This window comes from Brevundimonas sp. MYb52, from assembly GCF_002979535.1.
Lineage (GTDB): Bacteria > Pseudomonadota > Alphaproteobacteria > Caulobacterales > Caulobacteraceae > Brevundimonas.
On record NZ_PCPB01000007.1, the window covers coordinates 155,827 to 177,944 of the forward strand.

At 66.7% G+C, this 22,118-nt stretch carries 17 protein-coding genes; 11 read left to right on the forward strand and 6 right to left on the reverse strand.

Annotated features, from left to right (window positions below; translation table 11 throughout):
• Window positions 1-106: 106 nt before the first annotated feature.
• Genes uxaC through CQ039_RS09980 form a run of 3 tightly spaced genes read left to right on the forward strand, consistent with a single transcriptional unit; the run spans window position 107 to window position 4,491 of the window.
• Entirely contained in the window at window positions 107-1,522 is a 1,416-nt protein-coding gene (gene uxaC / locus CQ039_RS09970) for a glucuronate isomerase (protein ID WP_105561890.1), read from the forward strand.
• A complete protein-coding gene (locus CQ039_RS09975; protein WP_105561889.1) occupies window positions 1,519-2,988 on the forward strand; it encodes a mannitol dehydrogenase family protein in 1,470 nt (489 codons plus the stop codon). The genes uxaC and CQ039_RS09975 overlap by 4 nt, the downstream gene beginning before the upstream one ends.
• Before the next feature lie 3 nt (window positions 2,989-2,991).
• Window positions 2,992-4,491, forward strand: a complete 1,500-nt coding sequence (locus tag CQ039_RS09980; RefSeq protein ID WP_105561888.1) for a UxaA family hydrolase — start codon at window positions 2,992-2,994, stop codon at window positions 4,489-4,491.
• Window positions 4,492-4,510: 19 nt separating this feature from the next.
• Here the strand turns inward: CQ039_RS09980 and CQ039_RS09985 are convergent, their stop codons facing one another.
• From CQ039_RS09985 to kduI, 4 genes are all read right to left on the reverse strand, one after another.
• The gene (locus CQ039_RS09985) at window positions 4,511-6,160 is read right to left on the reverse strand and encodes a pectate lyase (protein WP_105561887.1); all 1,650 of its coding nucleotides are present in this window, start codon (window positions 6,158-6,160) and stop codon (window positions 4,511-4,513) included.
• Between the two features lie 127 nt (window positions 6,161-6,287).
• Window positions 6,288-7,334: a sugar kinase gene (locus tag CQ039_RS09990; RefSeq protein WP_105561886.1), complete on the reverse strand. Its 1,047-nt coding sequence runs from the start codon at window positions 7,332-7,334 to the stop codon at window positions 6,288-6,290.
• Between the two features lie 21 nt (window positions 7,335-7,355).
• Window positions 7,356-8,114: a 2-dehydro-3-deoxy-D-gluconate 5-dehydrogenase KduD gene (gene kduD / locus CQ039_RS09995; RefSeq protein WP_105562001.1), complete on the reverse strand. Its 759-nt coding sequence runs from the start codon at window positions 8,112-8,114 to the stop codon at window positions 7,356-7,358.
• A 12-nt stretch (window positions 8,115-8,126) separates the two neighbouring features.
• Window positions 8,127-8,972 (reverse strand): 5-dehydro-4-deoxy-D-glucuronate isomerase, encoded by an 846-nt coding sequence (gene kduI, locus CQ039_RS10000; protein WP_105562000.1) that lies wholly within the window; start codon window positions 8,970-8,972, stop codon window positions 8,127-8,129.
• 152 nt (window positions 8,973-9,124) lie between these two features.
• Here kduI and CQ039_RS10005 point away from each other — a divergent pair, with 152 nt between their 5' ends.
• A complete protein-coding gene (locus tag CQ039_RS10005; protein WP_105561885.1) occupies window positions 9,125-9,766 on the forward strand; it encodes an RpiB/LacA/LacB family sugar-phosphate isomerase in 642 nt (213 codons plus the stop codon).
• A 74-nt stretch (window positions 9,767-9,840) separates the two neighbouring features.
• On the opposite strand, the gene CQ039_RS10010 is transcribed toward CQ039_RS10005, so the two are convergent.
• Window positions 9,841-10,869, reverse strand: coding sequence for a LacI family DNA-binding transcriptional regulator (locus CQ039_RS10010; RefSeq protein WP_233190077.1), 1,029 nt, complete (start codon window positions 10,867-10,869; stop codon window positions 9,841-9,843).
• A 197-nt stretch (window positions 10,870-11,066) separates the two neighbouring features.
• Here CQ039_RS10010 and CQ039_RS10015 point away from each other — a divergent pair, with 197 nt between their 5' ends.
• The 3 genes from CQ039_RS10015 to CQ039_RS10025 all read left to right on the forward strand — a co-directional run bounded on the left by CQ039_RS10015 (window position 11,067) and on the right by CQ039_RS10025 (window position 14,334).
• On the forward strand, window positions 11,067-11,894 hold the full coding sequence (locus CQ039_RS10015; RefSeq protein ID WP_105561883.1) for a 2-keto-4-pentenoate hydratase: 828 nt from the start codon (window positions 11,067-11,069) through the stop codon (window positions 11,892-11,894).
• A gap of 174 nt (window positions 11,895-12,068) precedes the next feature.
• Window positions 12,069-13,286: an MFS transporter gene (locus CQ039_RS10020; protein ID WP_233190092.1), complete on the forward strand. Its 1,218-nt coding sequence runs from the start codon at window positions 12,069-12,071 to the stop codon at window positions 13,284-13,286.
• A gap of 67 nt (window positions 13,287-13,353) precedes the next feature.
• Window positions 13,354-14,334 carry an alpha/beta hydrolase gene (locus CQ039_RS10025; protein WP_233190076.1) on the forward strand — a complete coding sequence of 327 codons (981 nt, stop codon included), beginning with the start codon at window positions 13,354-13,356 and terminating at the stop codon, window positions 14,332-14,334.
• On the opposite strand, the gene CQ039_RS10030 is transcribed toward CQ039_RS10025, so the two are convergent.
• Window positions 14,331-15,884 carry a carboxylesterase/lipase family protein gene (locus tag CQ039_RS10030; protein ID WP_105561998.1) on the reverse strand — a complete coding sequence of 518 codons (1,554 nt, stop codon included), beginning with the start codon at window positions 15,882-15,884 and terminating at the stop codon, window positions 14,331-14,333. The two genes, CQ039_RS10025 and CQ039_RS10030, sit on opposite strands and share 4 nt — an antisense overlap.
• Before the next feature lie 169 nt (window positions 15,885-16,053).
• On the opposite strand from CQ039_RS10030, the gene CQ039_RS10035 reads away from it, so the two are divergent.
• From CQ039_RS10035 to CQ039_RS10050, 4 genes are all read left to right on the forward strand, one after another.
• Window positions 16,054-16,947, forward strand: a complete 894-nt coding sequence (locus CQ039_RS10035; protein ID WP_105561997.1) for an ABC transporter ATP-binding protein — start codon at window positions 16,054-16,056, stop codon at window positions 16,945-16,947.
• A 10-nt stretch (window positions 16,948-16,957) separates the two neighbouring features.
• Window positions 16,958-20,533: a M1 family aminopeptidase gene (locus CQ039_RS10040; protein ID WP_105561881.1), complete on the forward strand. Its 3,576-nt coding sequence runs from the start codon at window positions 16,958-16,960 to the stop codon at window positions 20,531-20,533.
• A 135-nt stretch (window positions 20,534-20,668) separates the two neighbouring features.
• On the forward strand, window positions 20,669-21,049 hold the full coding sequence (locus CQ039_RS10045; RefSeq protein WP_233191893.1) for a BlaI/MecI/CopY family transcriptional regulator: 381 nt from the start codon (window positions 20,669-20,671) through the stop codon (window positions 21,047-21,049).
• Window positions 21,046-22,118 (forward strand): M56 family metallopeptidase (locus CQ039_RS10050; RefSeq protein ID WP_146113543.1); only part of this gene is annotated, 1,073 nt, incomplete at its 3' end. The genes CQ039_RS10045 and CQ039_RS10050, both read left to right, overlap by 4 nt.

A 22,118-nucleotide genomic window follows, 5' to 3' on the forward strand; every position in this document is an offset into this window, starting at 1 on the left:
CGAACAGGGAGCCGACCATGCCGCCGCCACGACCGTCGCACGGGACGAATCGCTGTTCGCCCGACCGTCACTTCCGACAGCCTGATTTCCTGCTTCGAGTTCCTGCATGACCCAGCCGCTTCGCTTGAATCCTGATCGCCTGTTCCCGGCCGACGCTGACACGCGCAGCGTGGCGCGGCGCCTCTATGCCGAGGTCAAGGGCCTGCCCATCATCAGCCCGCACGGCCACACAGACCCCAGTTGGTTCGCGGGTAACGAGAACTTCGCCAACCCGGCGGAGCTGTTGATCACGCCCGACCACTACGTCTTCCGCATGCTGCACTCGCAGGGGATGGCGATGGAGGACCTGGGGGTGCCGCGCGCTGACGGCGGGGCGGTTGAGACCGACCCGCGCACCATCTGGCGCCGCTTCGCCGAGAACTATCACCTGTTCCGGGGCACGCCGTCGCGCATGTGGCACGACTGGGTCTATGCCGAGGCCTTCGGCATCGATGTGCGCCTGTCGGCCGAGACGGCGGACCACTACTACGACGTCATCGACGCCGCGCTGAAGACGGACGCCTTCAAGCCGCGCGCCCTGTTCGACCGCTACAACATCGAGGTCCTGACGACGACCGAGTCGCCGCTCGACACGCTTGAGCATCACAAGGTCATCAAGGCCTCGGGCTGGAAGGGCCGGGTGCTGACCGCCTATCGCCCCGATCCGGTGCTGGACCCGGACTATGAGGGCTTCCGCGATAATCTGAAGGTTCTGGCTGAACAGACCGGTCGCGATACGACGAACTGGGAGGGCTATCTGCAGGCGCTGCGTGATCGCCGGGCCTTCTTCATCGAGATGGGCGCCACCTCGACCGACCACGGCCACCCGACCGCCTTTACCGCTGACCTGTCGAAGGCGGACGCCGAAGCCCTGTTCAAGCGCGTCTCGACCGCCCCGGCCAGCGCCGCCGACGCCGAACTGTTCCGCGGCCAGATGCTGACCGAAATGGCCGCCATGTCGGTCGAGGACGGTCTGGTGATGCAACTGCACCCCGGCAGCTTCCGCAACCACTCGGCCACGGTGTTCAACCGGTTCGGCCGCGACAAGGGCTGCGATATTCCGACCCAGACTGACTATGTCCGGGCGCTGAAGCCGCTGCTGGATCGGTTTGGTTCGGACACGCGCCTGACTCTGATCCTGTTCACGCTGGACGAGACCTCCTACAGCCGCGAACTGGCCCCGCTGGCCGGCCACTATCCGGCGCTGAAGCTGGGGCCGAGCTGGTGGTTCCATGACAGCCCCGAGGGCATGCGCCGCTTCCGCGAGCAGGCCACCGAGACGGCGGGCTTCTACAACACCGTCGGCTTCAACGATGACACGCGGGCCTTCCTGTCGATCCCGGCGCGTCACGACGTGGCCCGACGCATGGACTGCGGTTTCCTGGCCAAGCTGGTGGTCGAGCATCGCATGGAGGAGGACGAGGCCCATGAACTGGCCCACGCCCTGACCTATGGTCTGGTCAAGGCGGCCTACAAGCTGTGACCCGCCTGAATGAAGCGGCTTTGTCGGCTCTGCCCGCCGACGTCGCGCGTCCGGCCTATGACCGCGCGGCGGTGAAGACCGGCGTGGTCCATCTGGGCATCGGCGCCTTTCACCGCGCCCACCAGGCGGTGGTGTTCGATGATGCGCTGAAGAGTGGCGACCTGCGCTGGGGCGTGTTGGGGGCCTCGCTGAGGTCCCCGGGGGTGCGGGACCAACTGAACCTCCAGGATGGCCTCTACACCCTGGTCGTGCGCGACGGGGCCGAGGAACATCTGCGGGTGGTTGGGGCTGGTCGCGGGGTTCTGGTGGGGCCGGAAGACCCTGCCGCTCTTGTCGCCGCCATGGCTGACGCTGATGTGCACATCGTCACCCTGACGGTGACCGAGAAGGGCTATCGCCTCGATCCGGCGACCGGCGACCTGCTGCTGGACGACCCGGATGTGGCGGCTGATCTGGCCGACATTTCCGCGCCTCGCACCGCGCCGGGCTTCGTCGTCGCGGCCTTGGCTGCCCGGAAGGCGGCGGGGCTGAAGCCCTTCACCGTCATCTCTTGCGACAACCTTCCGCACAACGGCCAGCGCATCCGGGCGGGTGTTCTAGCCATGGCCCGGCGCATTGATCCGGCTCTGGCCGAGTGGATCGAGGTCGAGGGGGCCTTCCCCCAGACCATGATCGACCGCATCGTGCCGGCCACCATTCCTGACGACATCGCCCGCCTGACCGCACGATTGGGCGTCGAGGATCAGGGCATGGTCAAGGCCGAGCCCTTCACCCAGTGGGTGATCGAGGACTGGTTCGCAGGCGAGCGGCCGGACTTCGCCGCCTTCGGTGTCCAACTGACCGACGCGGTCGCGCCGTGGGAGGACGCCAAGCTGCGTCTGCTGAACGGCTCACATTCGGCCATCGCCTACCTCGGCGCTCTATCGGGCTATGAACACGTGCATGAGGCCGTGGCGGTTCCGGCCTTCCGGGCCTTCATTGAGGCCCTGTGGGACGAGGCGCAGACGACGCTGAGCCCGCCGCCGGGGCTGGATGTGGCGGCCTATCGCGCGGAACTGATGGCCCGGTTCTCCAACTCGGCTCTGATGCACCGGACGCGTCAGATCGCCATGGACGGGTCGCAGAAACTGCCGCAGCGCCTGCTGGCGGGGATGGCTGAACGTCTGGCCGCCGGGCAGGGGATCGAGGCTTTGGCGCTAGGCGTCGCGGCCTGGATGCGTTGGCAGGAAGGCGTGACCGAGAGCGGCGAGGCCGTGGTGGTCGACGACCCGCTGGCGGCCCGCACGGCCGAACTGATCGCGGCGTCCGAAAACGATGAGGCCGAGGTCCGCGCCCTGCTGACTCTGTCGGCGGTCTTCCCTGAGGCTCTGGTCAAGGACCCCCGCTTTGTCGAAGCGGTCACTGGCGCCTTCCTGTCGTTGAGAGAGCATGGCGCGGTCGAGGCCGCGCGCCGTATGACGGAGTAGATCATGAGCCGCGTCCTGATACTGAACCCCACCGATGATGTCGCCATCGCCCTGGATGACATCGCCGTCGGTGAAATGCCCGAAGGTCTGGACGCGTCCGCGCGGGCCGACATCGCCACCGGGCACAAGATCGCCCGGCGTGCGGTAGAGGAGGGCGGTCTTGTCCGTCGCTATGGTCAGGTCATCGGCCGGGCCAAGATGGCCATCGCGGCCGGCGACCACGTCCATGTCCAAAACCTCGCCATGGCCGAGGACGGGCGTGAAGCTGAGGTGGGAGCGGACGTTCACCCGCCGGAGACCCTGTCAGGCGCGACCTTCAACGGCATTGTTCGTGCGGACGGTCGGGTCGGGACGCGGAACTACATCGGCGTCCTGACCAGCGTGAACTGCTCGGCCACGGTGGCGCGGCGGATCGCCGACGCCTTCCCCGACGCCAGCCTGCCCAAGGGCGTGGACGGGGTAGTGGCCTTCACACATCAGGGCGGTTGCGGCGGCTCTTCGCTGTCCAGCGACACCACCCTGTTGCAGCGGACGCTGGCGGGCTATGCTCGGCATCCGAACTTCCATTCCATCCTGATCGTCGGCCTGGGCTGCGAGGCCAACCAGATTCCGGCCTGGCTGACCAATGAGGGTCTGGAGGCGGGACCGACCCTGCGCGCCCTGACCATTCAGGAGGCCGGCGGCACGACCCGCGCCATCGAGGCGGGGATCGAGGTCGTGCGTGAACTGGTGGCCGAGGCCGCCAAGGTCGAGCGTCAGCCGGTGTCGGCCTCGCACCTGACGGTCGGCCTGCAATGCGGCGGATCGGACGGCTGGTCCGGCGTTACGGCCAACCCGGCACTGGGCGCGGCGGTTGACCTGCTGGTCGCTCACGGCGGCTCGGCCATGTTGTCGGAGACGCCCGAAATCTGGGGGGCGGAGCATCTGCTCCTGCGCCGTGCGGCGTCCCAGGATGTGGCGGATCGGCTGAACGCCCGTCTGGAATGGTGGCGGGCCTATGCCGACAAGCACGGCATGGAGCTGAACAACAACCCGTCGCCCGGCAATCTGAAGGGCGGCCTGACGACGATCCTTGAGAAGTCCCTGGGCGCGGTGGCCAAGTCGGGCTCGACGCCGCTGAATGACGTGATCGGCTATGCCGAGCCGCTGACGGCCAAGGGACTGAGCTTCATGGACAGCCCGGGCTATGACCCCTGCTCGGCGACGGGGCAGATCGCCTCGGGCGCCAATCTGATTGTCTTCACTACGGGGCGGGGCTCGGTCTTCGGCGCCAAGCCCGCGCCGTCGATCAAGGTGGCGTCGAACGCCAAACTGGCGAGCTGGATGGACGAGGACATGGACATCGACGCTTCGCCGGTGCTGTCCGGCGTGGCGATGGAGGAGGTCGGGCGCGCCATCTTCGAGCGAATGCTGGCCGTGGCCTCGGGCGAGCCGTCCAAGTCCGAGGCGCTCGGCATCGGCGACAACGAGTTCGTGCCCTGGCAGGTCGGCGCCTATCTCTAGGCGCCGACGCTACCCCTGATCAGCCTTCCAACGTCTCGATCAATTCGCCCATGTTCCTGATGAAAACCTGGGTGGAGACGCATTCGACCGGATAGTCGGTGCTATAGGGCGAGGTGTCCCACAGGTCGCCGACGCGGGTGGTCTGATACTCGCCGCCCGTCACCGCCGCCGGGGCCTCGCCGATATAGGGGTTGGAGGTCGTGGTCAGCGGCGAGGGCCAGTAGCCGCGTGCGTTCAATCCGGCGACCAGTTCGGCGGCGCGGCCCGGTCCGGGCCTGGCCAGACGCCGCGCGTCCGACGACATGTCCCAGACGTCCACGTCCTGAAGGGTGAAGTATTTCGGCAGGTGCAGCGTGCCGGGGCGGGCCTTCAGCGGTGAGTTGCGGCTGACTTCCTCGGGGGACTGCGCCGCCAGTTCCTCGTACTCGCGGCGCAGGGCGGCGGTGTCGACGTTGCGGAACGAGCCGTAGTGGACGATCAGGTTGTTCGGGTTGGTATCCGCGTAATACTGGCCATTGGTGATGTTGGACCCGCGCCGGTGGATATAGACCGGGGTGTTCGAGCCCTCGAGGATGAAGGTCGGGTGGGTGCGGCCCGGCGCGATCAGGTTCTGCGGCGTCTTCACCTGATCCAGCCAGTCCAGGGCCTCTGGCAGGCGGGCGATGTATTTGCGGTCGCCGGTCAGGCGGTAGAAGCCCAGCATCGACTTGATGTTGGCGCCTGTGGCGTGGGTGGCGAAAGCCTGCGGCTCGATGGTCCGCGCGCCGGCGGGCTTCAAGGTGTCGGGGAAGTGCTGCAGGCCCCAGGCCGGTTGCGGCATGGGCTGCTGGGTCTTCACATAGATGTCCATGCCGCGATGGATGGCGTCCAGCAGGCGCGCGTCGCCGCGACCGTTCACCGCCAGCCCCTGATAGGCGTAGAGCAGGAACTCCAGGTTCTCGCCCGCCACGTCGTCGTTGAAGGTGATGTAGGGGGTGTAGTCTTCGTGGCCATGGACGCCGCCGTTTTCGACGAAGGGATAGCGCTGGGGCCAGCCGCCGTTGGCGTACTGGGCGTCGAGGACGAACTGGATCGCCTTGTCCAGCGGTGCGCGATATTTCCGCTCGCGCTTCTCCAGATAGACCCGCAGCAACAGTTGCGAGGCCTCGGCCGTGCCGGCGTCGTCGAAGGTGGCGTTGCCGTAGTAGCGGTGGAATTCCTCCATCCGCCAGGCGTTCTTGCCATAGGTGGCGTACCAGCGCTTGAGCGCCTCTTCGCCCGCCGTGTCGATGACATAGTTCCAGCCGCCCGCCGGGTGCTGGCCGCGCACCAGGGCGTCGGTGGCGGACTTGGCGGCCTGATAGAACTGTTCATCGCCGGTGGCGTGATAGGCGTCCAGATAGAGGTGGCCGACCGTCGCCGTGCCGGGCGGCTGGACCCAGATCATGGTCTGCGAGGCTTCCAGTTCGCCCCAACGACGCGAGAAGTCGGGCAGGACGTTCCAGACATAGCCGCCCTCGACGGCGGCCTCGTCGGTCATGAACCGGGCGGCGCGCTTCATCGTGGCCAGGACGGCGGCGCGGTCGGGCGCGGCCTGAAGCACCGTTTTGGCCAGGGCAGGGGCGGAAGCGGCCGTGAAGGTCGCGGCGGTGCCGGCGGCCAGCAGGGCGCGGCGGTTCATGAGCGTCATGGTGTCTTCCTCGGATGCGTCGCCTGGCAGCTCTGACGGCTGCTTGAGTTGGCGAAGCTAAACATGGATGACACCGGTTTCCTAGTGTCGATGCACGGCTGAAAACGCGCCGGTTTTCACGAAACCGTCAGCGGCGGATGTCGAAGCCGCCGTCGCTCATAGCCGCGCGCACCTCGGCGGCGGTGAACAGGTTGAAGTCGCCGGGAATGGAGTGCTTCAGGCCTGCCGCCGCCAGGCCGAAGTCGAGCGCTTCCTGATCGGACCAGCCGCTCCACAGGCCGAACAGGACGCCAGACGCAAAGGCGTCGCCGCCGCCGACCCGGTCCACGACGCCGGTCATGTGGATGGCGTCGGTCGCGGTCTCGATCACGCCGCCGTCGGCGCCCCGCGTCAGCATGACCGCCGACAGGGCCTGATCGGCGACGCTTTCCTGAACTCGCAGGGTGCAGGCGATGCGTTGCAGGTGGGGAAAGGCGTCGAACGCGGCGGCGGCGGCCAGACGGCGGCGCGCATGGGGATCGGCGTCGTCGAACTTGGTCTTCAGCACCAGGGCGAAGTCGCGGTCGTCGGCGAAGGCGATCTCGGCCCCGGCCAGCATTTTGCCGAGCGTCGCGGGAGGATCGCCGGCCCATTGCTCCCACAGCTTGCCGCGGAAATTGCCGTCGTAGCTGATGCGCACGCCCTTCTTCACGGCGGCCTCGACCAGTTCGACCGCTGCGCGCGAGCCGTTGGGGCCGGTGGCGGGGGTGACGCCGGAAACGTGCAGCCACTCATAGCCGTCGAGCAGGGCGTCCCAGTCGAAGGCGTCGGCGACGCGCTCGACAAAGGCCGAACCGGCGCGGTCGTAGAGGACCTCCGACGGACGGCGCACGGCGCCCGGCGTCAGGAAGTAGAGACCCATGCGGCCGGGGACGAAGACAATGGGCGACGTGTCCACGCCGTAGCGCCGGACTTCGTCACGCGCGGCCTGACCCAGGGCGTTGTCGGGCAGGACGGTAGCCATCGCCGCCGGTGCGCCGAAGCGGGCCAGGGCGACAGCGACATTGGCCTCGGCCCCGCCCGGACGCGCGGTCAGGGCCGGGGACTGCAGCAGCAGCTCGTTCTGGTTCGGACTGAACCGCAGCAGCATCTCGCCGAAGCAGAGAATTTTTGAGTTCGGGCGAGGGTTGCTCATGATCGGAACGCTAGCGCGGGATCAGCGCGCCAGCCAGCCGCCGTCGACCGGCAGGGTGATGCCCTGCACATAGTCGCTGGCGTGGCTGGCCAAGAAGACGGCGGCGCCGCCGATGTCCGACGGATCGCCCCAGCGGCCGGCGGGGATACGGCCCAGGATTTCCTTGGAGCGCACCGGGTCCTCTTGCAGGGCCTGGGTGTTGTCGGTGGCGAAGTAGCCGGGGGCAATGGCGTTGGCGTTGATGCCGTGCCTGGCCCACTCATTGGCCATCAGCTTGGTCAGGCCCGCCACGCCGGACTTCGATGCCGTGTAGGACGGCACGCGGATGCCGCCCTGATAGGACAGCATGGAGGCGGTGTTGATGATCTTGCCGCCGCGTTGGTCGGCGATCATGCGCCTGGCGGTCGCCTGGCTGAGGAAGAACAGCACCTTCAGATTGACGTTCATGACGTCGTCCCAGTCCTGCTCCGAGAAGTCCACGGCGTCGTTGCGGCGGATGATGCCGGCGTTGTTGACCAGGATGTCGACGGGGCCGAGGGCGGCGGTCGCCTCGTCCAGAACGCGCTCGACCGGTTCGATCGAGGTCAGGTCGGCCTGGATGGAGACGGCCTTGCGGCCCTTGGCCAGGACCTTGCCGACCGTGTCGTCAGAGGCGCGGCGCGCGACCGAGGCGACGTCGGCGCCTGCTGCGGCCAGGGCCAGGGCGATGCCCTGACCGATGCCCGTGTTGCCGCCGGTGACCAGTGCGACCTTGCCGGTCAGATCAAAAGGATTGGCCATGCCCATAGGTCCTTACTTCAGCTGACAGATGTCGAGCTTGTTCATGTCGGTATAGTCCAGGTTCTCGCCGCCCATGCCCCAGATGAAGGTATAGTTCGACGTCCCTGCGCCCATGTGGATCGACCACGGCGGGCAGATCACGGCCTCGCCGTCGGCGACGACGATGTTGCGGGACTTGTCCGGCTCACCCATGAAGTGGAAGACGCGGTCGTCCGCGCCCAGGCCGAAGTAGAGGTAGGCTTCCGAGCGGCGGTCGTGAATGTGCGGCGGCATGGTGTTCCACACCGAGCCCGGCTTCAGCTCCGTCACGCCCAGCAGCAGCTGGCAGGACTTCACCTTGGCCGGCACGATGTACTGATAGATGGTCCGCTCGTTGGAGGTTTCCAGCGCGCCCATCTCCAGCGGCACGGCGTCGGCGATCGATATTCGCGTCAGATCGTAGCGGGCGTGGGCCAGGGTGGCGACCAGATAGAATTTGGCGGGGTCAGCCGCGTCCTTCGAGGTGAAGGAGACGTCGACCGAGCCCATCGGCACATAGGCGCCGTCGCGGAAGCCCAGTTCCAGAACCTCGCCGTCGACGGTGACCGTTCCGGGGCCGCCGATGTTGACGACGCCCAGTTCGCGGCCTTGCAGGAAGGGTGCGCCGGCCAGGGATTCCGGCACGGAATGGGTCGGCAGGGCCAGGGGGCTTTCCGTCGGGGTCGCGCCGCCCATGATCATCCGCTCATGGTGCGAATAGTTCAGGCTGATCTTGCCCGGAGCGAACAGGCCCTCGATCAGGTAGCGATCCCGCAACTGCTGGTTCGTGGCGCCGTCCATCATGTCGGGATGGGTGGCCTGATAGACCTTGTCGTACATGGGGTCGTACATGCGGGGCTCCCTGGGAACTCGCGGCGGATCTTGCGTCCGTCCTTCGGTGGACTAGGTAACCGGTGTCATAGTAGGATGCAATCGGTTAGACCATAATCGTCGGGATCAGCCCGGCATCGCTTCGTCTTGAGGACACGCCCATGAAGATCGCTCTCATCATCGAAAACAGCCAGGCCGCGAAGAGCGAAGTGGTTCACACCGCCCTGACCGCCGTTGCAGAGCCCCTGGGCCATCAGGTCTTCCACTACGGCATGTACGCGCCCGAGGATAAGGCCTCGCTGACCTATGTCATGAACGGTCTGCTGGCGGGCATCCTGCTGAACTCGGGCGCCGCCGACTTCGTCGTCACGGGCTGCGGCACGGGCATGGGCTCCATGCTGGCCTCCAACTCCATGCCGGGCGTCTTCTGCGGCCTGGTGATCGATCCCACCGACGCCTTCCTGTTCGGTCAGATCAACGACGGCAACGCCATCTCCATGCCCTACGCCAAGGGCTTCGGCTGGGCGGCTGAGCTGAACCTGCAGGACGTCTATCGCAAGCTGTTCGAGGGCGAGCGCGGTCTGGGTTATCCCAAGGAACGCGCCGAGATCATGGCCAAGAACCGCGGCATCCTGAAGAACCTGAAGGCCGTCACCTGCAACGACATGTTGACCGTCCTGAAGGCCATCGACCAGGATCTGCTCAAGGCGTCCATCGCGGGTGAAAAGTTCCAGGAATACTTCTTCGCCAACGCCACCGACGAGGGCATTCGCGAGTACCTGAAGGGTGTCCTCAGCGCCTAATCCGCGCTCGAAGCGGCCTTAAGAAACAGGCGGTCGGCGCGCAGGCGTCGACCGCCTTTGTCGTTGTGGTTGGCTCAGTGTTCCAGGGGCGTGGCGGAATGGCGCACGACCAGGGCTGGACGGACCTCGGGCTGCTGCAGCTTGGCCGGATCAACGCCGCGGGTGGGGGCCAGCAGCTTTTCGGCCGCCATCCGGCCCATGTCGCGGATGGGCAGGCGCACCGAGGTCAGGTTCGGCCAGGCCCGTGCCGCCATCGGCAGGTCATCGAAGCCCACGATCGACAGGTCGCGCGGCAGCTCCATGCCGCGCTCACGCGCCGCCTGCATGACGCCTAAGGCCATGTCGTCGTTCAGGGTGAAAATAGCGGTTGGCGGTTCGGGCAGCGACAGCAGGGCATGGCCCGCCTCGACGCCGGATTCGTAGGTATAGGCGCCCTGCAGGTCATAGGCGGCGGGGACGTCGATGCCGCGTTCGGCCAGGGCGTCGATGAAGCCCTGGCCCCGGACGACCGAGGACCGGAACGAGGCCAGGCCGCGCACCAGGGCGATGCGCCGGTGGCCCAGATCAGCCAGGTGTTGCGCGGCTTCGGCTGCGCCGATCCAGTCGTTGGTCACGACCATGTTCTGGGGCTCGTCCAGCGTCAGGGAGGCGATGCGGACATAGGGGCAGTCCAGTTCGCGCAGCAGCTCGATCACCGAATCATCCTCGGACACCGAGGGCGGCATGATGACGCCGAACAGGCGCTGACGCTCGATGAAGCCGCGAATGTCCTTCAACAGGGTGGGGGAGTTCCGGCTGCAAGGATGGACGACCAGCTCAAAGCCCGACCCCTTCAGCGCGTCCAGGATGCCCTGCTGCATGTTGACGACATAGGTGGGGCTGGGCTGGTCGTAGATCATCCCGACCAGGAAAGACCGGCGAAACGCCAGGCCGCGCGCCTGCGGGTCGGGGACGAAGCCCAGTTCGTCGATCGCCGCCTGGACCCGCTCACGCGTGTCCTCTCGCACGAAAGGCGACTGGTTTATGACGCGGGAAACCGTCTTCTTGGAGACCTCGGCCACGCGGGCGACGTCGTTTATGGTGGCGCGCTTGCCTGTCTTCATCGCCCGCGAATCGTCTTCCGACAACAGCGTTCCCCTTCGTGTCCTTATTCGGCCATAAGGCATAGCCCCGCTGGCGGTCGCGCGCCATGGGGTGTTTTCAAGGCGGATTGACACCGGTTTCCTAACCCGACCATTATCCGGCGTTTTCCAATGGGGCGTCATTTGACCGACCAGATCATTCTTTCGGAGCGCCGCGCATGACGGCGAGCCCTGTTCAGACGCCGGACGCCGATCAGGCTGTCGCCGAGACCTTCGTCAGCGGGCGCCTCGCCGCGCGAGCCGTGACCGACTATCCGGGCGAGAAGCCCGAGCAAATGGCGCGGTCCTACGCCATTCAGGACGCCGCCATCGCCCTCTACCCGGACCGGGTCGTGGGCTGGAAGGTCGGCGGCGTGCCTCCGGCGCAGCAGTCGGCGCTGGGCATCCATCGCCTGGCCGGCGCCATCTTCGCAGGAAACGTCTGGACCGCAGGCGAGGCCCCGACGCCTCTGCCGGCGATCGAGGGCGGTTTCGCCGCTGTCGAGGCCGAGTTCATCGCCCGCATCGGCGCGGATGCGGACCCGGCCAAGACCGACTGGACCATCGAGGAAGCCGCCGATCAGATCGACGCCGTCTTCCTCGGCGTGGAGCTGGCGGGCAGTCCGCTGTCAGCCATTAACGACCTGGGCTCGGCCGTGGTCGCCTCTGATTTCGGCAACAACGGCGGTCTGGTGATCGGCCCGGAACTGACCGATTGGCGCGAGCGTATGGACGCGATCGAGGTCGAGACCGTCATCGATGGCGTCAGCGTAGGCAAGGGCGGCTCGCTGTCGCTGGCTGGGGGCGCGCTGGAATCGGTGCGCTTCCTGCTGGAGCACTGCGCACGTTGGGGCCGTCCCCTGACGGCGGGGACGCTGATCTCGACCGGCGCCGTGACCGGGGTTCACCGCATCTACGCCGGCAGTGAATCGACGTGCGTGTTCGACGGCGTGGGAGAAATTCGCTGCACGGTCGTCAAGGCCGCGCCGCACTCGACACAAGACTAGTATCAACATCAGCGCGAACTCGTCCGCCGTTCAGGGCGGTCAAGAAGACGGGACGCGCGAGGAAACCAAGGGAATGGGTCTCGTACCATGAGTGACGCTTCGAAAGCCGCACCCGCCGGGGAGGGGCCGATCCGCGTGACGGCGCCGCCGGCGGGCAAGTACCGCTGGATCGTGATGTGGCTGCTGTTCGCCGCCATGGTCATCAACTACGTCGACCGTCAGATGATCGGCTTCCTGAAGCCGACGCTGTCGACCGAGTTTGGCTGGTCCGAGACGGACTATGCCGACATCGTCTTCTGGTTCCAGGCCTCCTACGCCGTCTTCTACCTGATCTTCGGTCGGGTGATGGACAAGATTGGCGCGCGCTGGGGTCTGGGGATCGCCTTCCTGATCTGGCAGATCGGCCACATGATGCACGGCGCCGCGCGCGACCTGTCGCACTTCATCATGGCGCGCATGATCCTGGGTGTCGGCGAGGCCGGCGGCTTCCCTGGCGGCATCAAGGCTGTGGCTGAGTGGTTCCCCAAGAAGGAACGCGCCTTCGCCACGGGCCTGTTCAATGCCGGCACCAACATCGGCGCCATCGTCACCCCCCTGCTTATCCCGGTGCTGGTGCTCAGCTTCGGCTGGCAGATGGCCTTTGTGGTGACTGGCTTGCTGGGACTGATCTGGCTGCCGATCTGGCTGATTGTCTATCGCCGTCCGCGTGAACAGAAGAACCTGACGCAGGCCGAGTTGGAATGGATCGAGCAGGACCCCGCCGACACCGTCGAGAAGATCGGCTGGAAGAAGCTGCTGACGGTCAAGGAAACCTGGGCCTACGCCGCGGGCAAGTTCCTGATCGACCCGATCTGGTGGATGTTCCTGTTCTGGCTGCCTGACTTCCTGGGCAAGAGCTACGGTCTGGACCTGAAGACCTTTGGTCCGCCCATCGTGGCCATCTATCTGCTGTCGGATGTCGGTTCGGTCGGCGGCGGCTGGCTGTCGGGGCGGTTCATGAAGATGGGCATGAGCCTGAACAAGGCGCGCAAGCTGACCATGCTGATCTGCGCCCTGTGCGCGGTTCCGGTCGCCTTCGCCGCCTTCGCGTCCAACCTGTGGGTGGCGGTGCTGATCATCGGTCTGGCCACGGCGGCGCACCAGGGCTTCTCGGCCAACCTCTACGCCTTCCCCGGCGACGTCTTCCCGCGCTCGGCGGTGGGATCGGTCGTCGGCATCGGCGGGATGCTGGGCGGCATCGGCGGCATGATCATGGCCAAGTACGCCGGCTTCGTCCTGGACAAGATCGGCACCTACACGCCCATCTTCGTGGTCGCGGCCTCGGCCTATCTGGTGGCCCTGCTGGTGGTTCACCTGATCTCGCCAAGATACGAACCGGCCAAGATCGGATGATCTGACGCCGAGAGGGGCGCTCGTCTGAGGGGGCGGGCGCCCCTCTTCAATTCTGGAGGAGGCGGAAGTGGATCTGCATCGACGTGGTTTGCTGACGATGGGCGCGGCGATCCCGGCCCTGACTGCGGCCTTGCCCGCTATTGCGGCGGCTCAGACTGTCGCGCCGCCCGATCCGACCGAGGTGGTCCGCCTGTGGCCGAATGGCGCGCCGGGCGGGGAGGGGGTGACGGTCATCCCCGTCGTGCCCGAGCGCTCGACCGATCCCGCCTATCGCGACCGCTACGCCCAATACACCACCGATCCGATCATGACGGTGATGCGGCCTGACAAGCCCAACGGCTCAGCCATGCTGCTGATCCCCGGCGGCGGCTATCGCTGGTCGGTGCTGGACAAGGAGGGTTTCGACGTCGCCCGTGTTTTCGCGGCCAGCGGCACGACCTGTTTCGTCCTGCGCTACCGCCTGCCCGCCGATGGCTGGACTGCGGGGGCCGACGCGCCCTTGCAGGACGCCCAGCGCGCCATCCGCCTGATCCGCAGCCGCGCGGCCGAGTTCGGCGTTCGGCCTGATCGGATCGCGGTGCTGGGCGCCTCGGCGGGCGGGCATCTGGCCGGACTGGCCAGCGCACGGACGGATGCGGCCTATGCCCCGGTTGATGCGGCGGACGAGGTCTCGCTGCGCCCTGACCTGACGGTGCTGATGTATCCGGTGGCGACCATGACCGACCCGCACGTCCACGCGGGATCGCGGACGCACCTGTTGGGCGCGGCGCCGAGCGAGGAACGCATCGCCGCCTATTCGCTGGAGCGGATGACCTGGGCCGGGGCTGCGCCGGTCTTCCTGCTGCACGCGATGGACGACGCCTCGGTGCCGGTCGAGAACAGCCTGATGCTGCTGTCCAGGCTGAAGGCGGCGTCGGTGAAGGCCGAGGCCCACCTGTTCCAGGAAGGCGGGCATGGCTTTGGCGTTCGGTTGATCCAGGGGCGACCCGCTGCAGTCTGGCCTGAGTTGGCGCGCGCCTGGGCTGCCCGTCTGGACTTTCCGCTCTAGGTTCCCGGCTGGATGTAGGGGATGGCCGAGAAGAAGGCCCGCTCGTCGCCGCGCGGGTCGTTCGCCATCCGGGGCTCCAGGTCGAACAGCAGGGTCTGGCGCGTCGGCAGCTCATAGCGGTCCCAGCGCGGCAGGCCCGCGTGGTTGGGATCACCGGTGCGCGCCAATGCGATGAAGGCGTCGCTCATCTTATCCGACACGGCCTGAGCGCCCGGTCCGTTCGTGCGCGATCCGGCCGCATTCACATTGTCGAACACCAGGGGGATGTCCGCGGTGTGGAAGGCGCCCTTGCGGCCTGAGGCGGTCTCGCCGGGGAAGTCCAACTGATAGACCCAGGCGGGGGCTCCGGCCTTGGCCCGTTCTTCGGCCTCGATCACCGCGCCGCGCCAAGAGCGCCCGGCTGTGGTGGCGGCGATCAGCACCTGATCCGGCGACCAGTCGGGGTGCATCCGGCGATAGCCCGCTATGACGGCCTCGGGCGTGATGTCGATGCGCATGACGCCGGGCGACAGACGGGCGGGCAGGGTATCCCAGGTCAGCCCGACATTCTTGGGATCATTGCCCATGAAGCCGAGGGTTTCCTCGCGCGTATTGCCGATGATCATGGGGATGGTCAGGCCCTGCGGCGCGGCGTCGGGATAGAAGGGGTGGCGCGGCAGGCTGCGGAAATCCAGCACGGGGCCGAAATAGAGGCCGCCGTAGCCGAGGATGGGATCCTCGGCCGATTGGGCTTCCAGCAGTCGCTCGACCGGTAGGTTCGCGGCCTCGTGGGCGCGATCCGGCGTCAGGTTCAGGGCGTTCAGCCAGGCGATGGCGCGGGTCGTGGCGTTGACGGGGCCGGACGCCGTGACCTGTTGGCCGCTCATGGTGGCGGCGCGGTGGAACAGGCTGCGGGCGGCGGGCATGGCCATCAGGGTCGCGATCTTGGCCCCTCCGCCCGACTGGCCGAAGACCATGACGCGGTCGGGATCGCCGCCGAAGGCCGCGATATTGTCGCGCACCCAGCGCAGGGCCAGGATCAGGTCCAGTTGGCCGACATTGCCCGAGTCCTCGAACCCCGGCGTCAGCCGCGCCAGATAGGCGTAGCCGAGGGCGTTCAGCCGGTGGTTCAGGGTCACCACCACCACGTCGCCGGGCGCGGCCAGCCGCGCTCCGTCATAGAGGGGATCGGACCCTGACCCGCTCGAATAGGCGCCGCCGTGGATATAGACCATGACCGGTCGACGACCTGCATCGAGACCCGGCGTCCAGACATTGAGGAACAGGCAGTCCTCGCTCTGGTTCGCCTCGTCCCCCCGTTGAGGGCTGGCGGCGCCATAGTCGAAAGCGAGGGCCGGATCGCGCCACGGCGTGGGCGGCTCGGGCGGCTGGAAACGAAGCGTCGGCGCGCCGTAGCGAATGCCCTTGAAGACGCTGATTCCGTCCTGGCGCTGGCCGATGACTGGTCCGGCCGTCGTGACAGCGCGCGGGTCGGAGGGCTGGGCGTAGCTGGCGGCGGCGGTCGCCGTGGCGGCCAGACCCGCCAGAACCGCAACGCGTCGCGTCATCATGGTCATCCCTCCCAAGAAACCGGTGTCATGCCTGTAGCAGGCAATGGACGGCGAGCTCCAGAGGCCTGTCGCAAAGGCGTCAGGCGTCAAACCTGTCCAATCTGTAACTTGTCGAGGGGGAGGGGAAACCGTCAGTGTGAAGTGTCTTTTACATATGCGGGGGCGCTTCATGCTGACGATCAACAATCTGGTCCATGTCTACGGCAACGGAACACGGGCTCTGGACGACGTCAGCCTGACGATCCCGACCGGCATGTTCGGCCTTCTAGGCCCGAACGGGGCGGGCAAGTCGACGCTGATGCGCACCATCGCCACCCTGCAAAGCCCGACCTCGGGCGAGATCCGCTTCGGCGACATCGACGTGATCCGCCAGCCGGAGTTGCTGCGTCGAACCCTGGGCTATCTGCCGCAGGACTTCGGCGTCTATCCGCGCGTCTCGGCCTACGACATGCTGGATCACATGGCGGTGCTGAAGGGCATCGCCGACGGCAAGGACCGCAAGCAGACGGTCGAAGCCCTGCTGAACCAGGTCAATTTGTGGAGCGTCCGCAAGAAGGCCCTGGCCGGCTTCTCGGGCGGGATGCGCCAGCGGTTCGGCATCGCTCAGGCCCTGATCGGCAATCCGCGCCTGATCATCGTCGATGAGCCGACGGCCGGTCTGGACCCGGAGGAGCGCAACCGCTTCCTCAACCTGCTGGCCGAGATCGGCGAGAATGTGGTGGTCATCCTGTCGACCCACATCGTCGAGGACGTGGCCGACCTGTGCCCGCGCATGGCGGTGCTGGCGGGCGGCAAGATCCAGTTGGAGGGCGCGCCGCTGGAGCTGATGAAGCAGATGTCCGGCCGCGTCTGGAAGAAGGCCATCGCCAAGGAGGCCCTGCCGGAGCACCGCGCCCGTTTCGAGGTCATCTCGACGCGCCTGTTCGCCGGGCAGACCGTGATCCACGTCCTGGCCGCCGCCAAGCCGGGCGAGGGCTTCGAGCCGGCCTCCGGCGGTCTGGAGGATGTCTATTTCTCGACCCTGGCCGCATCGCGCCGCCCCGCCGCCGCTCAAGCTGCCTGAGGCCCGGATCATGTTCGGGAAAGTCGCGGCCTTTGAGTTCCGCTATCAGCTTCGCCAACCCGCCTTCTGGGTTATTTCCATCCTGTTCTTCCTGCTGAGCTTCGGCTCGGTCGCCAGTCCGAACGTCAGCGTCGGGTCGGGCGGCAACGTGTTCAAGAACGCGCCGTTCGCCATTGCTCAGGCCCATCTGATCTTCAATCTGTTCTTTATGCTGGCGACGACGGCCATTGTCGCCAATGTCGTCGTGCGTGACGCCACGACGGGCTTTGGCCCCATGATCCAGTCCAGCCGGTTGTCGAAGTTCGACTACCTCTACGGGCGTTTCCTCGGCGCTTTCGCCGTGGTGGGCTTGGCCTTCCTGAGCGTCGCACTCGGCATCTTGATCGGCACGCTGATGCCTTGGGTGGACAAGGAGACGGTCGGTCCCTTCCGTCCACTGGACTATCTCTATGGCTTCGTCGTCATGGGTCTGCCGGGGCTGCTGTTCAGCTCGGCGGTCTTCTTCACCCTGGCGACGGTGACGCGTTCGATGATGGCGACCTATGTCGGCGTCGTCGGGGTCTTCATCTTCTACATGACCACGACCTCGGTCTTCGGCTCCAAGCCGGAGCTGGAGACTCTGGTGGCCTGGCTGGAACCCTTCGGCGCCGGCGCCTATGGCTTGGCGACCAAGTACTGGACGGCGGCTGAGCGCAACACGATCAATGCCCCGCTGACCGGCTTGCTGCTGGGCAACAAGCTGCTGTGGCTGGGCGTCAGCCTGGCCTTCCTCGCTGTCGCCTATCCCCTCTATCGCCCGTCGCCGCGCGGATCGAAGTTGCGCAAGCAGGAGAAGCTGAAGGCTCTGGCTGAGGCTTCGCCCGACACGAGCGCGCCCGCCGCGCCCCTGGCTTCGCCTACCTATGGCTTCAAGGCGGGCTGGGCCCAGTTGGTCTCGCGCACGGTCTTCGAGATGAAGGCGGTGTTCAAGAGCCCGGCCTATTTCGTCATGCTGGCGCTCGGTTTCGCCTTCGGCATCGCGACCCTGCTGTTCGCGGGCGAGATGTATGGCGCGCCGGTCCTGCCGGTGACGCGGGTCGTGATCGAGACCTTGGGCGGGGCGTTCGGCCTCGTCGTCATCATCGTCGCCATCTATTACTCCGGCGAGTTGGTCTGGCGCGACCGCGAGCGGCGCACGCATGAGATCATCGATTCCACTGCGACGCCGGACTGGACCTTCCTGCTGCCCAAGACCCTGGCCCTCGTCCTGGTCCTGGTCTCGACCCTGCTGGCCGCCTCGCTGGCCGGGATGATCGTGCAGACGATCAAGGGCTACACCAACTTCGAGATCGGCAAGTACCTGTTCTGGTACGTCGTGCCCCAATCGATCAGCTTCGCCCTGATGGCGGTGCTGGCCATCTTCGTGCAGGCCCTGTCGCCGAACAAGTTCGTCGGCTGGGCGGTCATGGTGGTCTATCTGATCTCGACCATCGTCCTGTCCAATCTGGGCTTCGATCACGTCCTCTACCGCTATGGTTCGGGGACGGGGATGCCGCTGTCGGACATGAACGGTCTGGGCAAGTTCGCCGGATACGCCGGATGGATGCAGGCCTATTGGTCGGCCTTCGCCATTGTCCTGCTGGTCATCGCCTATGGCCTGTGGCGTCGGGGGGCGGAGACGCGCTTCATGCCGCGGCTCAAGCGACTGCCGCGTCGTCTGATGGGACCGGCTGGCGTGATCGGCGGCGTCGCCCTGACCGCCTTCGTTGGCCTGGGCGTCTATACCTACATCAACACCAACGTCTGGAACGAGTACCGCAGCCGCGATCAGCAGGAGCAACTGATGGCGGACTACGAGAAGACCCTGCTGAAGTATGAAAAGACGCCTCAGCCCGCGATCACCGACGTCAAGCTGGACCTCGACCTCTATCCGCACCAGCCGCGTCTGACGACCAAGGGAACCTATGTCATCGAGAACCGCACCGGGGCGCCGCTCAATGAGGTGCACCTGCGCTGGAACCACGGCCTGAAGATCGAGAAGCTGGACGTCCAGGGCGCGACGATGGCCAGAGAGTGGCCGCAGTTCGAGTACCGCATTTATCGCTTCAATACGCCGATGCAGCCGGGCGAGAAGCGCACCATCGCCTTTGAAACGGTGCTGGAGCAACGCGGCTTCAAGAACAGCGGCGACACCACGCGGATCGTCGACAATGGCACCTTCGTCAGCAATGGCGAGTTCGGCCTGACCATCGGCATGGGGCGTGACGGCCTGCTGTCCGACCGGGCCAAGCGCCGCAAGCACGGCTTGCCGGCTGAGCTGCGCATGGCCAAGCTGGAGGACGAAAGCGCGCGGGCTCACAACTATATCGGCGCCGACTGGGTCAATGCCGACATCACCGTGACCACGGTGGCCGACCAGACGCCGGTCGCGCCGGGCTACAAGGTGTCGGACGTAACGAAGGACGGCCGCCGCACGGCTCGCTTCGTCACCGAGGCGCCGGTGTTGAACTTCTTCTCGGTGCAGTCGGCGGACTATCAGGTGGCCAAGGAGCAGCACGGCCCGATCGAACTGGCCGTCTATTACCACAAGGGCCATGAGCGGAATGTGGCGCGGATGCTGAACGGCATGAAGACGGCGCTGGACTACTACGGCACGGCCTTCAGTCCTTATCAGTTCCGTCAGGCCCGGATCATCGAGTTCCCGGCCTATGCCAGCTATGCCCAGGCCTTCGCCAACACCATGCCCTATTCGGAAGGGCTGGGCTTCATCGCCGACCTGACCGACGAGGAGAAGATCGACTACGTCACCTATGTCACGGCCCACGAAGTCGGGCACCAGTGGTGGGCGCACCAGGTGGTCGGGTCGGACCAGCAGGGCTCGACCCTGCTGTCAGAATCCCTGGCGCAATATTCGGCGCTGATGGTGATGGAGAAGCTCTACGGACCCGAGAAGATCCGTCGCTTCCTCAAATACGAGCTGGACCGTTACCTGCGCTCGCGCGGCATGGAGCGGCTGGAGGAGATGCCGCTGCTGCGCATCGAGAACCAGCAGTACATCCACTATCAGAAGGGCGGTCTGGTCATGTACCTGCTGCGCGATCAGATCGGCGAGGAGGCGGTGAACCGCGCCCTGCGTCGGGTACTGGCGCAGTATGCCTTCAAGTCCGCGCCCTATCCGCGCTCGCTGGACCTGGTCGCGGCTCTCCGCGCCGAGGCGCCGGCCGACAAGCAGGCTCTGATCACCGACCTGTTCGAAAAGATCACCCTGTATGACGTGAAGGCCAAGTCGGTCACGGCGACCAAGCGCGCTGACGGCAAATGGGACGTCGCCCTGACGGTCGAGGCCCGCAAACTCTACGCCGACGGCAAGGGCGAGGAGACCGAGGCCCCGTTGAACGAGACCTTCGACGTCGGTCTGTTCTCGGCCGAGCCGGGCAAGGGGGCATTCGACCAGAAGTCGGTCGTGCTGATGGAGCGCCGCCCCCTGCGCAGCGGAACCCAGGTCTTCCGCTTCGTCACGGACAGCAAGCCGGCCTTTGCGGGAATCGATCCCTACAATCGCTGGATCGACCGGAACTCTGACGACAACGTCAAGCCGGTCGGCTGACGCCTGAGCCCTCTCCTCTCGCCGCCAGGCGGGAGGGGAGGGCCCCCCTACGCCGAGTTAATCCGACTGCCTTATTTTAGACTCGATCCGCTACGCATGTAGCGCTACAAATGTAGCGTCAACCGATGCGGAGAAATGGTCGTGATCGAGTCCTTGCCCCGTCGCGAACGCGAAGTGTTCGAGACCCTGTGTCGGCTGGAAACCGGCACCGCCGCGGGCGTGCGCAACGCTCTGACCGATACGCTTAGCGATTCCGCCATCCGCACCCTGCTGGCGCGGCTGGAGACCAAGGGCCTGGTCGAGCGGGAAGCGGGGGCCGAGGGCTTCGTCTATCGCCCCGTGCCCCGCACCGAGACTGTCGCCGCCGGCGCTCTGCAGCGGATGATCGACACCTTCTTCGCCGGTTCCGCCGCCAGCGCCGCCACCGCCCTGCTGGGCATGGGGCAGCGCCTGACGCCTGATGAAGCCGCCGCGCTTGAACGGGCCATCGACGAAGCGGTGGAGCGTCAGCCATGAGCCTGGCCCTGTTTCTGTCGCTTCTGGTCAAGTCCAGCCTGATCGCGGCGGTCGGCTTGATCGTCGCCCGCTTTGTGGCGCGTCGGGCCGCCGACCGGGTGGACATTCTGCGCGCCACCGTTTGTCTGCTGCTGGCCCTGCCGGTTCTGGCGGCCGTGCTGCCGGCGCTTGAGCTGGGACTGTTGCCCGCCTCGTCGGTTGAAGCCGCCAGTCAGCCCATGACCCCCCTATGGTCGGGCGAGGTCGGCCCCGTCGCGGGCGTCGCCGTCTCGGCCAGCTTGCCCTGGCCGTCGCTGACGACTGTGGCCATCGGTCTGTGGCTGTTGGGCGCGGCGGCGGTCGTAGGGCGGCTGATGCTGGGCCTGAACACCCTCAGCCGTTGGACCGAGCAGGGGCGGGCGGTCAAATGCGCCGCATGGCGCTTGCCGCTGGAGCCCCTGGCCCCCGCCGCTCGTCCGCGTCTGGTCAGCAGCGAGCGGGTGTCCAGCCCGTTGAGCTGGGGCGTGGCGCCCGGTGTTATCGTCCTGGATCCCGCCAGTCTGGCCGAACCGCAGACCGCCTCTGCCGTCCTGGCGCACGAACTGGCCCATCTGCGGCGCAAGGACTGGATCTTCCTGATCCTGTCGCGGCTGGCTCTGGCCCTGTTCTGGTTCAATCCCCTGGCCTGGCGGTTGTCCGCCGTCCTGGCCGAGGCCTCGGAAGAAGCCGCCGACGCCGAAGCCGTCCGGACCGTTGATCGCCGGGACTACGCCCGCGTCCTGGTCCGACTTGCCGCCCATCCCGGTTCCCATCCTGCCGCCTGGCCCGCCACGGCCATGGCCGCTGACCTTCACACGCTTGAGAAAAGGATCGCCTGCATCATGACGAACACCTCTGCTCGCCGTCGCCCGCTGGCGGTCGCCTTGACCGTCGCCGCCCTCGCCGTCGTCGCTACGCCGCTGGCGGCGCTGGAACTACGGGAGCAGGCGTCTGCCTATGCGCCGCCGCCTCCGCCGCCGCCTGCACCTCCGGCCCCGCCGGCGCCGCCCGCGCCTATGGCGATTCAGGCCCCGCCAGCGCCTCCGCCCCC